The sequence below is a fragment of the Microbacterium sp. NFH-22A-Y genome, assembly GCF_021401375.1.
In the GTDB taxonomy this organism is placed as follows: domain Bacteria; phylum Actinomycetota; class Actinomycetes; order Actinomycetales; family Microbacteriaceae; genus Microbacterium; species Microbacterium hominis.
This window is the reverse complement of the sequence record NZ_JACBGF010000002.1, coordinates 672,049-685,280: the sequence shown is the minus strand read 5'-3', so window position 1 is coordinate 685,280 and position 13,232 is coordinate 672,049. Positions and strand designations below refer to the sequence as shown.

The 13,232-nt window shown below is 71.6% G+C and carries 11 protein-coding genes; 3 read left to right on the top strand and 8 right to left on the bottom strand.

Annotated elements, in window-relative coordinates; genetic code table 11:
* Positions 1-21: 21 nt before the first annotated feature.
* Entirely contained in the window at positions 22-1,029 is a 1,008-nt protein-coding gene (locus tag L0965_RS09075; protein WP_101306830.1) for a glycerophosphodiester phosphodiesterase family protein, read from the bottom strand.
* A gap of 158 nt (positions 1,030-1,187) precedes the next feature.
* On the opposite strand from L0965_RS09075, the gene L0965_RS09070 reads away from it, so the two are divergent.
* The gene (locus L0965_RS09070; RefSeq protein WP_060960337.1) at positions 1,188-2,114 is read left to right on the top strand and encodes a Bax inhibitor-1/YccA family protein; all 927 of its coding nucleotides are present in this window, start codon (positions 1,188-1,190) and stop codon (positions 2,112-2,114) included.
* A 203-nt stretch (positions 2,115-2,317) separates the two neighbouring features.
* Here L0965_RS09070 and guaA read toward each other — a convergent pair whose 3' ends face one another.
* From guaA to L0965_RS09040, 6 genes are all read right to left on the bottom strand, one after another.
* Positions 2,318-3,901, bottom strand: a complete 1,584-nt coding sequence (gene guaA, locus L0965_RS09065) for a glutamine-hydrolyzing GMP synthase (RefSeq protein WP_060960336.1) — start codon at positions 3,899-3,901, stop codon at positions 2,318-2,320.
* The gene (locus tag L0965_RS09060; protein ID WP_060960335.1) at positions 3,898-4,368 is read right to left on the bottom strand and encodes a DUF3817 domain-containing protein; all 471 of its coding nucleotides are present in this window, start codon (positions 4,366-4,368) and stop codon (positions 3,898-3,900) included. Before L0965_RS09060 ends, guaA begins: the two co-directional genes overlap by 4 nt.
* Positions 4,369-4,445: 77 nt before the next feature.
* Positions 4,446-5,267 (bottom strand): SURF1 family protein, encoded by an 822-nt coding sequence (locus tag L0965_RS09055; RefSeq protein ID WP_060960334.1) that lies wholly within the window; start codon positions 5,265-5,267, stop codon positions 4,446-4,448.
* On the bottom strand, positions 5,264-6,385 hold the full coding sequence (locus L0965_RS09050) for a GuaB3 family IMP dehydrogenase-related protein (protein WP_060960333.1): 1,122 nt from the start codon (positions 6,383-6,385) through the stop codon (positions 5,264-5,266). The genes L0965_RS09055 and L0965_RS09050 overlap by 4 nt, the downstream gene beginning before the upstream one ends.
* Positions 6,386-6,400: 15 nt before the next feature.
* On the bottom strand, positions 6,401-7,093 hold the full coding sequence (locus L0965_RS09045) for a TMEM175 family protein (protein WP_101306831.1): 693 nt from the start codon (positions 7,091-7,093) through the stop codon (positions 6,401-6,403).
* Positions 7,094-7,102: 9 nt separating this feature from the next.
* Entirely contained in the window at positions 7,103-8,791 is a 1,689-nt protein-coding gene (locus L0965_RS09040; protein WP_101306832.1) for an ABC-F family ATP-binding cassette domain-containing protein, read from the bottom strand.
* Between the two features lie 211 nt (positions 8,792-9,002).
* Between L0965_RS09040 and L0965_RS09035 the strand changes: the two genes are divergently transcribed.
* A complete protein-coding gene (locus L0965_RS09035; RefSeq protein WP_101306833.1) occupies positions 9,003-10,109 on the top strand; it encodes an FAD-dependent oxidoreductase in 1,107 nt (368 codons plus the stop codon).
* A gap of 31 nt (positions 10,110-10,140) precedes the next feature.
* On the opposite strand, the gene guaB is transcribed toward L0965_RS09035, so the two are convergent.
* Complete coding sequence (gene guaB, locus L0965_RS09030) at positions 10,141-11,643, bottom strand: IMP dehydrogenase (protein WP_101306834.1); 1,503 nt, start codon at positions 11,641-11,643, stop codon at positions 10,141-10,143.
* 231 nt (positions 11,644-11,874) lie between these two features.
* Here guaB and L0965_RS09025 point away from each other — a divergent pair, with 231 nt between their 5' ends.
* Complete coding sequence (locus L0965_RS09025; RefSeq protein WP_060960329.1) at positions 11,875-13,230, top strand: branched-chain amino acid ABC transporter permease; 1,356 nt, start codon at positions 11,875-11,877, stop codon at positions 13,228-13,230.
* Positions 13,231-13,232 lie beyond the last annotated feature (2 nt).

Here is a 13,232-nt window from a genome sequence, read left to right as displayed (position 1 = left end):
GCCGCGCCGCCGGCCGCTGCGTCAGCGGAAGAACGCGACCCCGAGGTCGGCGTGATCCACGAAGACGCCGTCCACCCCGGCATGCGCGATCACCCCCCACTCCCCCGCGTAGTCGCCGAACGCGGCCTTCGACCGGCCCCGGCGGTACGCCGCCAGGAGGAAGGCGTTCTCGGGACGGCAGGTCCACGTGAACACCCGGAGCCCGCGCTCGTGCGCGTCGGCGACGACGCGGGCCGGACCCGTGGCACGGCCCAGCCGATCGGGGGCGAGGATCATGCGTTTGTCGACGCTGATCGCGTCGACCTCGCCGGCGAGGCGGTCCAGACCCGCCGGCGTCGCCTGCTCGCGGTAGGTCGGTGGCGTGCTCCCGGCGGCGGAGAGGAGGTCGTAGGCGGTGCCGCTCGCCTCGAGCAGGTACACGTACGTGCCCCGGATGCCGCGGGCGCGCAGCCGCATCAGCACGTCCTGCTCGAAGGACTCGAGGTACAGCGGCAGTTCGCCGTCGGCCCACCCCGCACGCCGGAGCTCCGCGGCGACGAGGGCGTCGAGGTCGACGCCGAGGCCGGCGAAGTACGTCGCGTGCTTGATCTCCAGCACGACGCCGATCTCTCGCCCCTGGTCACGGGACGCCGCCCGCACGAGGTCCAGCACGTCGCGGAGGCGCAGCGGCGGCTCCGCCCCGTCGAACGCGGCACTGGACGGGCGCAGCTGGGGCAGCCGCTCGCGGCAGCGCAGCGTCGCCAGCTCGTCCCACGTGAAGTCCTCCGTGAACCACCCCGTGTGCTCCACCCCGTCGATGGTCTTCGTGGTGCGCCGCGCGGCGAACTCGGGGTGCTCGGCGACGTCGGTCGTCCCGCCGATCTCGTTCTCGTGACGCACGACCAGCACCCCGTCGGCGGTGACGACGACATCCGGCTCGACCGCGTCCACGCCCAGCGCGAGGGCGAGCGCGTACGACGAACGGGTGTGCTCGGGCCGATACCCCGGGGCGCCACGATGACCGATGATCAGGGGCCGGACGGCAAGCATGCCCTCAGGCTAACGAGAGCGGCTATGACCTCTCCGAGCGCCTTCACAGCAGCGACACAGCCGGGCCCTGACGCCGCGCGACACCCGTCCGATAGCCTGGTGTCACAGCACCTCGCTGTGCACCCGTCCGGTGCACCCCTAGGGAGTGGAAAGAGACCATGGCCTCCGGCAACTTCGCATTCAACAACCCGGCGTTCCAAGAGCAGCGTCCCGGCCTCACGCCGCCGGCCGCGCCGCAGCCCGGCGCCCAGACCGCCTACGCCGCGACGTCGCACCAGGTGACGGATGCCGCGGTGAACGCCCAGCTCGAGGGCGCCTTCGCCGCGCCCGCCGCCGCGTCGCACCAGACCGGCCGGATGACCGTCGAGGACACCGTCGCGAAGACCGTCGGCCTGTTCGCGATCCTCCTCGTCACGGCCGTCGTCGGCTGGGTGTGGACCCTGGGCGGCGCGTTCTCGCCGGAGCAGCTCACCACCACCTCGCAGGTGACGATCGTGCCCTGGATCATCGGCATGCTCGGCGGGTTCGTGCTGGCGATGGTGATCTCGTTCACGTCGCGCAAGAAGGTCCGCCCCGCGCTGATCTTCGCCTACGCGGCGTTCGAGGGCCTCTTCGTCGGCGGCATCTCGGCGTACTTCGAGTTCATCTGGCCCGGCATCGTCATGCAGGCCACGCTGGCGACCCTGTCGGTCGTCGGTGTCACCCTGGCCCTCTTCGCCAGCGGCAAGGTCCGCGCGAGCGCCCGCGCCACGAAGATCTTCATGATCGCGATGATCGGCTACCTCGTCTTCGGCCTGCTGAACGTCGTGCTGATGATGTTCGGCGCGGCGGGCGAGGGCGGCGCCTTCGGTCTGTACAGCAACATCAAGATCGCCGGCATCCCCCTCGGCCTGATCATCGGTGTGCTCGTGGTCATCATGGCCGCGTACTCGCTCGTGCTCGACTTCGACCAGATCCAGCAGGGTGTGCGCAACGGCGCGCCCCGCGAGTACGGCTGGCTCGGCGGCTTCGGCATCATGGTGACGGTCGTGTGGCTGTACATCGAGATCCTGCGCCTCATCGCGATCGCACGCGGCAACAACTAGTCGCCCCGCGCCCCGCGCGCACGAAGGCCCGTCCGGCTCCCCGGGCGGGCCTTCGGCTTTCCCGGCACAGCCCGCACGCGGCACGGCATCCCTGGTCACACCATCCAGACGGAAGACGAAACACGACCCGGCCCGCACGATGACCGCGCAACGACGGATGCCGGGACCCGGGGCAGTCCCCGCGATCCCGGCATCCGGTCAGATCACTCCCACTCGATGGTCCCCGGGGGCTTCGACGTGACGTCGAGCACGACCCGGTTGACCTCGCGGACCTCGTTGGTGATGCGGTTGCTGATCTTCGACAGCACGTCGTACGGCAGGCGCGTCCAGTCGGCGGTCATCGCGTCCTCGCTCGAGACGGGACGCAGCACGATCGGGTGGCCGTACGTGCGGCCGTCGCCCTGCACGCCCACCGACCGGACGTCGGCCAGGAGCACCACCGGGCACTGCCAGATCTCGCCGTCCAGGCCCGCCTTCGTCAGCTCCTCGCGGGCGATGGCGTCGGCGTCACGCAGGATCTCGAGGCGGTCAGCGGTGACCTCACCCACGATGCGGATGCCGAGGCCCGGCCCCGGAAACGGCTGGCGGCCGACGATCGCCTCGGGAAGCCCCAGCTCGCGACCGATCGCGCGCACCTCGTCCTTGAAGAGGGTGCGCAGCGGCTCGACGAGCTCGAACTGCAGATCCTCCGGGAGCCCGCCGACGTTGTGGTGGCTCTTGATGTTCGCGGTCCCCGCACCGCCGCCGGACTCGACGACATCGGGGTACAGCGTCCCCTGCACGAGGAACCGGATCGGCTCGCCCTCGGCGGCCGCCTCGGCGACGAGGTCGGCCTGCACCTTCTCGAAGGCGCGGATGAACTCGCGGCCGATGATCTTGCGCTTCTGCTCCGGGTCGCTCACGCCGGCGAGGGCGGTGAGGAAGGTCTCGCGGGCGTCGACCGTGATCAGGCGCACGCCGGTGGATGCCACGTAGTCGTTCTCGACCTGCTCGCGCTCGCCCTTGCGCAGCAGGCCGTGGTCGACGAAGACGGCGACGAGCTGGTCGCCGACGGCCTTGTGCACGAGCGCCGTCGACACCGCGGAGTCGACGCCGCCGGACAGCGCCGACAGCACGCGGCCGCTGCCGACCTGCGCGCGGATGCGCTCGACCTGCTCGGCGATGACGTTGCCGCTGTTCCAGTCGGCGGCCAGTCCCGCCGCCTTGTGGAGGAAGTTGACGATGACGTCCTGGCCGTAGTCGGAGTGCTTGACCTCGGGGTGCCACTGGACGCCGTAGAAGCACTTCTCGGCGTTGCCGAAGGCGGCGACCGGCGTCGCCGCGGTCGAGGCGAGCACCTCGAAGCCCTCGGGGGCCGCCGCGACCTGGTCGCCGTGGCTCATCCAGACGTTCTGCTCGACGGGCTGACCGCCGAGCAGCACACCGCCGTCATTCGCGACCACGGCATCCGTCGCGCCGTACTCGCGCAGGCCGGTGTTGGCGACCTGGCCGCCCAGCTGCTGCGCCATCACCTGGAAGCCGTAGCAGATGCCGAGCGTCGGCACGCCGAGCTGCAGCACGGCCGGGTCGAGCGTCGGGGCACCGGGCTCGTACACGGAGGACGGACCGCCGGAGAGGATGATGGCCACCGGGTTCTTCGCCTCGACGTCGGCGGCGGTGACGGTGTGCGGCACCAGCTCGCTGTAGACGCCGGCCTCGCGCACCCGGCGCGCGATGAGCTGCGCGTACTGGGCTCCGAAGTCGACGACGAGGACGGGACGCTGAGCGGTCTCGGTCTGGGTGGTCACCGGCTGCCTTCCGTGGCGGGGATCGGGGCGGAGGACTCGTCGGCCTCGCGCTGCGCGAGGTAGGCCCGCACCTCGCGGGCGACGCGCGCCTCCATGAAGAACGACAGGAGCGGGACGATGCCGCCGAGCGCGAGCACGATGAACCGCACGAATCCCCAGCGCATCAGGCTCCACACGCGGAAGCACGCGAAGAGGTACACGACGTAGAACCAGCCGTGCGCGATGAGGATGCCGGTGGACAGGTTGATCGCGCCGCCGGTGAGGTCGCCGCCGCCGTCCAGCGTGACCGGGTGCAGCCAGAGCGCTCCCCCGGCGCCGCCGGCGAACAGCTCGTAGCCGAAGGCGTACTTGACGATCATCTCGGCGCACAGCGACAGGAGCATGACACCCGTGATCACCGAGGCGATCTGGTAGAACCTGAGCGCCCCGCGGATCGCCGGAAAACTGGCGAGTTTGGGCTGAGGCATGCCGTCAAGTCTAGTCGGCGACGCCCGCCGGTTCGGCCGCCGCGGATGCGGCGACGGCGGCGACGGCGCCCCGCGCATCACACGGTCTCCCGCGCTCGCGCGGCCTGCTCCTCCTCGAGCGCCTCGACCTCTTTCTCCCACGCGTCGCGGGCCAGCCGGTACCACATGTAGAACGCGAAGCCCGCGAAGATGGCCCACTCGACGGCGTAGAAGATGTTCAGCCAGTTGATGGCGGAGCCCTCGGCGGGAGCCGGCGAATCGATTGCGACGAGGCCGCCCACGAGCGGCTCGCCGGCATCGGCGACCAGGTACGGGCGGTACACCGAGAGCTCGTCCGTGTCGTGCCACCAGCTCAGCAGGGCCGCCGGCGACATCCGGGTCATCTCGGTGGGCGCGGCGCCGCGCGGCGGCGCCATGGGGCCCTCGTCGGCGATGAGCCGACCGGTGAGCGTGAGCGCGCCGCCGGGGTCGGCGTTGAGGGCGGATGCCGCGGCATCCGCGACCGCGCGGTCATCCGTCCAGCCGACGGCGACCGCGAGCGAGGTCGGGGTCGCGGCGTCGGTGCGGAACTGCCCGGTCACCCAGTAGCCCTGTCGCCCGTCGTTGAACCGGGACGAGACGACGAGGAAGTCATCGGCGACGAAGGAGCCCGAGACCTCGACGCGCTGACCGACCAGCGGCTCGGGCAGATACGCACCGGGCTCGGTGATCTCCGCGATCGGGCGCACCTGCTCGGTGGCCCCGGGAGCGGGCGGCGACGTGTCGATCGCGCGGCCGAGCTGCCACTGGCCGAGCCAGGCGAAGACGGCCGCGACGACGAGCGCGAACACGAGCATGCCGAGCCACCAGGGGCGCAGCATGACCTCGCGCAGCGTGGGCGGGAACGGCTCCGTGGTCATCGACCTGCCATGTAGGGCGCGACGACGACCTCGACGCGCTGGAACTCCTTGAGGTCGGAGTAGCCCGTGGTGGCCATCGACTTCTTGAGCGCGCCGATGAGGTTCGCGGTGCCGTCGGCGACCGGGGCCGGCCCGTACAGGATCTCCTCGAGCGGCGCCACCTGCCCGACCTCGACGCGCTTGCCGCGCGGGAGCTTCGGGTGGTGGGCCTCGGGACCCCAGTGGTGTCCGCGGCCGGGCGCGTCGGTCGCGCGTGCGAGGGCGACGCCGAGCATGACGGCATCCGCGCCCATCGCGAGGGCCTTCACGATGTCGCCCGAGGTGCCGACGCCGCCGTCGGCGATGACGTGCACGTAGCGGCCGCCCGACTCGTCGAGGTAGTCGCGGCGGGCCCCGGCCACGTCGGCGACGGCGGTCGCCATGGGGGCGTGGATGCCGAGGGTGGCGCGGGTGGTCGACGCCGCTCCGCCGCCGAAGCCCACGAGCACGCCCGCGGCTCCCGTGCGCATCAGATGCAGCGCCGCCGTGTACGTGGAGGCGCCGCCGACGATCACGGGGACGTCGAGGTCGTAGATGAACTTCTTGAGGTTCAGGGGGGCGTCGACGCTGGAGACGTGCTCGGCGGAGACGGTCGTGCCGCGGATGACGAAGAGGTCGACGCCGGCCGCGACGACCGTCTCGTACAGCTCCTGGGTGCGCTGAGGGGTCAGGGCACCGGCGACCGTGACGCCGGCATCGCGGATCTCGGCGAGGCGGTCGCGGACGAGCTCGGGCTTGATCGGCTCGGCGTACAGCTCCTGCATGCGACGGGTCGCCTCGGATGCCGGCAGCGACCCGATCTCCTCGAGCAGAGGCTCCGGGTCGTCGTACCGCGTCCACACGCCCTCGAGGTCGAGCACGCCGAGGCCGCCGAGCTGGCCGAGCATCACGGCCGTGCGCGGGCTCATGACCGAGTCCATCGGGGCGCCGAGGACGGGGATCTCGAAACCGAAGGCATCGATCGACCAGGCGGTCGAGACGTCCTCGGGGTTACGGGTGCGCCGCGAAGGCACGACCGCGATGTCGTCGAACGCATAGGCGCGGCGGGCGCGCTTGGCGCGGCCGAGCTCGATCTCCATGGTCACATCCCCAGCCTACCCGCGCTCTCCGTCCGCCCCCGCGGTATCCGCACCCGCGGCATCCCCTGCCGGATGCGGCCGCGTGAGGCGGAGGATGAGCGCGGCGAGCACGCCGTTGAGCAGGAAGGCGAGGAAGGCGTACGACCCGATCCACGGCGACAGCGCCACGGCGACGGCGGCGCACGTGACCGCGGAGATGCCGCCGGCGCTCGCCGCGCGGACGTTCTCGACGGCCTCCGGGCGCAACAGCTGCCCGCCGCGGGCGGCGGCCCACCTCCAGGACAGGTGACCGAACAGCGCCACGAGGAAGAAGTCGACGGGCAGCAGGACGCGCCCCGCGAGGAAGTCCGAGTACTGCGAGGTCAGCGCCGTCGTGAACGGGATGAGGACGACGAAGAGCAGCCGGGCGTTGTTCAGCCACAGCAGCGTCGTGTCGACGTCGGCGATGTCACGGAACTGCCGCAGGTGGATCATCCACATGCCGCTCAGCAGCGCGAAGCTCACCGCGAACGAGGACACGTTCGGCCACAGTCCCGCGAGGGCCGCCCACATGTCGGCATCCGAACCGATCTCGCCGAACGAGGCGGTCGTCAGATCGAGCACGAGCAGCGTCGCGGCGATCGCGAAGACGGCGTCGGAGTACGCCTCGACGCGGGAGGTGCCACCGGAGCCCGCGCGTCGGCGGCGCGGCCGCGTCGTCTCGCTCACGCGCTCAGGCTAGCGCGGCCGCGCGACGCGCGCCTCGTCCCAGACCGGCTCGGCGGTCTCCACGACGCGGCCGTCAGCGCCGAAGACGAGGAAGCGATCGAACGAGCGCGCGAACCACCGATCGTGGGTCACGGCCATCACGGTCCCCTCGAACCGCCGCAGCGCGTCCTCCAGCGCCTCCGCCGAGACGAGGTCGAGGTTGTCGGTGGGCTCGTCCAGCAGCAGCAGCGTCGCGCCCGACAGCTCCAGCAGCAAGACCTGGAACCGGGCCTGCTGCCCGCCCGAGAGGCTGTCGAACGTCTGCTCGGCCTGACGGACCAGTCCGTACCGGTCGAGGGCCGAGCTGGCCGCGTCGCGCGGCAGGCCGGGCCGCCGGTCGTCGCCGCGGTGCAGGATGTCGAGCAGCGACCGGCCGGAGAACTCCGGATGCCGGTGGGTCTGCGCGAACCAGCCGGGAGTGACGCGGGCGCCGAGCACCGCACGACCCGTGTGCGCCACCGGGTCGAGCTCGGCTCCCACCTCGGTGACATGGCCCTGCAGCCGGTCGGGGTCGGTTCCCCCGCGCGCCAGGAGGCGCAGGAAGTGGGACTTGCCCGACCCGTTGGAGCCGAGCACCGCGATGCGGTCGCCGAACCAGACCTCGAGGTCGAACGCCGTCATGAGGCCGGTCAGCTCGAGCCCCTCGGCGACGACGGCGCGTTTGCCCGTCCGCGCGCCGCGGAGGCGCACGTCCAGTGTCTGCGCCGGCGGGCGTTCCTCGGGCGGCCCGGCCTCCTCGAAGCGGCGCAGCCGCGTCTGCGCCGCCCGGTACCGGGAGGCGAATTCGTCGCTGGCCGCCGCCTTCGCCTTCATGTCCGCGACGAAGCGGATGAGCTTCGCGTGCTGCTCGTCCCAGCGCCGGCGCAACTCGTCGAGGCGCGCCATCCGGTCTTCGCGGGCGGCGTGATACCCGTCGAACCCGCCGCCGTGCACCCAGGCCGTGCTGCCCGCCCCGCCGGCTTCGAGGGTCACGATGCGGTCGGCGGCGCGAGCGAGCAGCTCGCGGTCGTGCGAGACGAGCAGGACGGTCTTCGCCGTCTCGCGCAGGCGCTCCTCGAGCCAGCGCTTGCCGGGGACGTCGAGGTAGTTGTCGGGCTCGTCCAGCAGGAGCACCTGGTCGGGACCGCGCAGCAGCGCCTCGAGGGCGAGCCGCTTCTGCTCACCGCCCGACAGCGTCGTCAGCGCGCGGAACCGGGCGCGCGCGAACGGCACGCCCAGGGCCGCGGTCGTGCACGTGTCCCACACGGTCTCGTACTCGTAGCCGCCCGCTTCGGCGTAGTCGGCGAGCGCGGCCGCGTAGCGCATCTGCGTGTCGAGGTCGTCGCGGTCGATGATGGCCGACTCGGCATCCTCGAGCTCGCGCGCGGCGGAGCGGACACGGGCCGGGGCGACGGAGATCAGCAGGTCGTGGATCGTCTGGCCCGCCTCGCCGTGGCCGACGAACTGGTCCATGACGCCGAGTCCTCCGTCGATGGTCACGACGCCCGACCGCGGCGCGAGCTCGCCGCGGATGATGCGCAGCAGCGTGGTCTTGCCCGCGCCGTTCTGGCCGATCAGCGCGGTGGTCCTGCCGTCGGCGACCCGGAACGTCACCTCGTCCAGCAGCGGGCGCCCGTCCGGCAGCGTGAACGAGACGGCGGCGATGTCGATGTAGCCCATGACGGGTCCTTCCGCCCTCGCCGCGTCGCGGGCGCAGAGCCGACCAGCCTAGCGCGTTGTCCTCCGGGCGACCAGCGCGAGCCTCCGAGCGACCCGCGCAAGCCACCGCGCGGCCACCGCGGCGCCCGCGGGCCGCCGACCCGCGGCGTCACGAACGCGCCGTCGACGGGCGCGGTGGCCCAGGATGGATGCCGGAACGAGAGGAGACGGCGTGGCGCAGCGCATCGTCGTGATCGGCGGCGGGGTCATGGGCCTGGCGACGGCCTGGCAGCTGACGCTGCGCGGAGAACGGCCGATCGTGCTCGACCGCTTCGCGCGGGGCCACCGCCAGGGCGCGTCGCACGGGGCGACACGCAACTTCAACAACGCGTACGGCGAGGAGCACTACCTCGACCTGCTGGCGCGCGCCCGGGAGGGATGGGACGGGCTCGGCATCGTCGAGGGCGAGCCGCTGCTGCGTCTGCACGGCCTGGTGACGCACGGCGCGGGCCTTCGCGACGCCCCCGTGCCGGTGGCCGAGATCGCCCGCCGCCTGCAGGAGCGCGGCATCCGCGCCGAACTGCTCGACGCCGCGCAGGCGCATCGCCGCTGGCCCGGGATGCGGTTCGAGGACGTCGTGCTCCACTCCCCCGAGGGCGGGGTCGTCCGCGCCGACGCGGCGTTGCGCGAATGGGAGCGGCGGATCGTCGCCGCCGGCGCCGCGGTGCGGTGGCAGACCCCGGTCCACGCGGTGCGTCCCGATGCGGACGGCGTCGACGTCGTGCTCGACGGCGAGACGCTGCGGGCGGATGTCGCGGTCGTGACCGCGGGGGCGTGGACCGATCGGCTGCTGGCGGGCGCCGACCCGGACCTCCGTCTGCCTCCCCTGCGGGTCACCGAGGAGAGCCCGGCGCACTTCGCCGCCGTCGGTCCCGGTCCCTGGCCGTCGTTCAACCACATCGGCGTCCCGGGAGAGCGTCCGGGCGGCGTCTACGGCATGCCGACACCCGGTGAGGGCGTGAAGGTGGGGTTCCACGCCGTCGGAGACGAGGTCGATCCCGACGCCCGACCGCACCGGCCGACGCTCCAGCGCGAGCTGCGGGAGTACGTGCGGGAGTGGTTCCCGGGCCTGGACGCCGACAGCGCGGCGCCGATCTCGTGCACGTACACGTCCACTCCGGATGCCGCGTTCGTGCTCGACCGCGTGGGACCGGTCGTGGTCGGGGCGGGCTTCTCCGGCCACGGCTTCAAGTTCGCGCCGGGCGTGGGCGCGACCCTCGCCGCGCTCGCTCTGGACCCGTCGGCGCGGGCCGCCGCGCCGTTCCGCCTGCCGTCCTGACGACCGGCGCCGGCCGGCCGTCCGGCGACCGCTACTTCTTGTAGTTGGGCGCCTCCACGACGATCTGCACGTCGTGGGGGTGGCTCTCCTTGAGCCCGGCCGCCGTGATGCGGACGAACTTGCCCCGGGCCTTGAGCTCCTCGATGGTGCGGGCGCCGACGTAGAACATCGACTGACGGAGGCCGCCGACGAGCTGGTAGGCCACTGCAGAGACCGGACCGCGGTACGCGACCTGACCCTCGATGCCCTCGGGGATGAGCTTGTCGTCGCTCGGGATGTCGGCCTGGAAGTAGCGGTCCTTCGAGTAGGACGTCTTCTTGCCGCGCGTCTGCATCGCACCGAGCGAGCCCATGCCGCGGTAGAGCTTGAACTGCTTCCCGCCCTGGAAGACGATCTCGCCCGGCGACTCGTCGGTGCCCGCGAGGAGCGATCCGAGCATGACGGTGTCGGCGCCCGCGACGAGAGCCTTGGCGATGTCGCCGGAGTACTGCAGGCCGCCGTCGGCGATGACGGGGATGCCGGCCTCGCGCGCGGCCTGGTAGGCCTCCCAGATCGCGGTCACCTGGGGCACGCCCACGCCCGCGACGATGCGCGTCGTGCAGATCGAGCCCGGGCCGACGCCGACCTTGACGGCATCCACGCCCGCATCGATGAGCGCCTGCGCGCCCTCGCGCGTCGCGATGTTGCCGCCGATGACGTCGATGTGGGCGAACGACTCGTCGGCCTTCAGGCGGCGGACCATGTCGATGACGCCCTGCGACTGGCCGTTGGCCGTGTCGACGACGATGACGTCGACACCCGCGTCGCGGAGGGCCTCGGCGCGCTCCCACGCGTCGCCGAAGAAGCCGATCGCCGCTCCGACGCGCAGGCGCCCCTGGTCGTCCTTCGTCGCGAGCGGGTACTTCTCGCTCTTGTCGAAGTCCTTGATCGTGATGAGGCCCGCGAGCTTGCCGTCGTCGTCGATGAGCGGGAGCTTCTCGACGCGGTGCTGCGCGAACAGCGCGATGACCTCGTTGGCGCCGATGCCGACGCGCCCGGTGACCAGGCCCTCGCTGGTCATGACGTCGCGCACCTTGGTGGTCTGGCGCTCGAAGCCCGACACGAAGCGCATGTCGCGGTTCGTGATGATGCCCAGCAGCTGCCCGTCCTCGTCCACCACGGGGAGCCCGGAGATGCGGTACTGGCCGCACAGCTTGTCGACCTCGTCGATCGTGGCGTCGGGGGTGGTCGTGATCGGGTCGGTGATCATGCCCGACTCGCTCCGCTTGACCTGGTCGACCATGGCGGCCTGCTCGGCGATGGCGAGGTTGCGGTGCAGGATGCCGAGGCCGCCCTCGCGGGCCATCGCGATCGCCATCCGCGCCTCGCTGACGGTGTCCATCGCCGCCGACAGCAGCGGCGTCGCCACGGTGATCCGGCGGGTGACGCGCGACGACGTGTCGGCCTCGGAGGGGATGACGTCGGTGTGCCCCGGCAGGAGCAGCACGTCGTCATAGGTCAGTCCGACGAAACCGAACGGGTCGTTGTGCTCCACGTGCTCTCCTGTTATCTCGCGCGCGCGAATTCGGGTGTGTACCGATTGTAAGTCGCGGGCGGCGGCGCGCATTCCGCGGCCCGTTCCCGCGGCCGGCTTCCGCTCCCCCGGAAACATGAGGCGGGTAGGCGAAACAATGGCGACACATTACGCTCGTACCGTCGTTGATCAATGTCGAGGCGACCGCACCACCTGCCATGGTGTGCCGGACTGGAGGAACCTTTGCGTCCCATGACCGCCACCGCACGAACGCCCCAGAGGTGGCTCGTGCTCATCCTCGGAGCGCTGCTCGCAGCGTCACTCCTGATCGTCGGCGGGGCTGCGAGCGCCGCGCACGCCGCCGGCGCCCCCGATACGCCCGGCGGGGATCAGGAGAAGACCGACTACTACTTCGGCGGGGTGATCACGTTCGAGGACAAACCCGTCGCCGATGTGGGGATGTCGGTGAAGGGCGGCGGCTTCGAGGCGAAGACCGTCACCGACGCCCAGGGCAAGTGGCGACTGTACGTTCCCGACAAGGACACCTACACGCTCGTCGTCGATGAGACCACGCTCCCGGAAGGCGTCATCGTCGACGCGTCGAACCTGCCCGAGGGACTCCAGCCCATCCAGGGCACGACGGGATCCTTCGAGGTCGAGTTCGGGCTCACGAAGACGAAGATCGTCAACCTGTTCCTCGGCCAGGGCGAGCGCGTCACGCAGTCGTTCGTCGACCAGCTCGCGGTGCGGCTGGTCAACGGTCTGAACTTCGGGCTGCTGCTGGCCCTCGCCGCGATGGGCGCGGCGCTCATCTTCGGCACGACCGGCCTGTCGAACTTCGCCCACGGCGAGATGGTCACGTGGGGCGCGCTGCTCGCCCTGCTGTTCAGCACGACCTGGCAGCTTCCGCTGTGGCTGGGGGTGACGGCGGCGGTTCTCGGCGGCGGCGCCCTGGGCCTGGTCCTGGATGCCGGCCTGTGGCGGCCGCTGCGCCGTCGCGGGCTCGGCGTCGTCCAGCTGATGATCGTGAGCATCGGCCTGTCGCTGGCGCTGCGCTACACGTATCAGTACTTCGTGGGCGGCGCGACGAGCCAGCTGCCGGGGTCGAGCCCGGCACCGATCGAGTTCGGCCCGATCTCGCTGTCGTACATCGACCTCATCAGCATGGGGGTGAGCGTCATCGTCATCCTCGGCGTCGCCTACTTCCTGCTGCGCACCCGCATCGGCAAGGCGACGCGCGCGATCTCCGACAACCCGCAGCTCGCCGCCGCATCCGGCATCAACGTCGACCGCGTGGTGCGCATCGTGTGGGTCCTCGCGGGAGCGCTGGCGGCCATCTCCGGCGTGCTGTGGGCGTACTTCCGACCGGGCGTGCGCTGGGACATGGGAACGCAGATGCTGCTGCTGATCTTCGCCGCCATCACGCTCGGTGGGCTCGGCACGGCATTCGGCGCACTGCTCGGTGCGCTCATCGTCGGCATCGTCGTGGAGACCTCGACGCTCTGGATCCCGTCGGATCTCAAGTACGCGGGAGCCCTCGTCGTGCTCATCATCATCCTGCTGGTCAGGCCTCAAGGTCTGCTGGGTCGCAGAGAAAGGCTCGGGTGACG

What these genes read in the sequence shown, in the direction of transcription:
- L0965_RS09070 (WP_060960337.1), top strand. Translation starts at nt 1,188, where the DNA reads ATGGCCTCCGGCAACTTCGCATTCAACAACCCGGCGTTCCAAGAGCAG.
- L0965_RS09025 (WP_060960329.1), top strand. Translation starts at nt 11,875, where the DNA reads ATGACCGCCACCGCACGAACGCCCCAGAGGTGGCTCGTGCTCATCCTC.
- L0965_RS09040 (WP_101306832.1), bottom strand. Translation starts at nt 8,791, where the DNA reads ATGGGCTACATCGACATCGCCGCCGTCTCGTTCACGCTGCCGGACGGG.
- L0965_RS09075 (WP_101306830.1), bottom strand. Translation starts at nt 1,029, where the DNA reads ATGCTTGCCGTCCGGCCCCTGATCATCGGTCATCGTGGCGCCCCGGGG.
- L0965_RS09055 (WP_060960334.1), bottom strand. Translation starts at nt 5,267, where the DNA reads ATGACCACGGAGCCGTTCCCGCCCACGCTGCGCGAGGTCATGCTGCGC.
- L0965_RS09060 (WP_060960335.1), bottom strand. Translation starts at nt 4,368, where the DNA reads ATGCCTCAGCCCAAACTCGCCAGTTTTCCGGCGATCCGCGGGGCGCTC.
- L0965_RS09050 (WP_060960333.1), bottom strand. Translation starts at nt 6,385, where the DNA reads ATGGAGATCGAGCTCGGCCGCGCCAAGCGCGCCCGCCGCGCCTATGCG.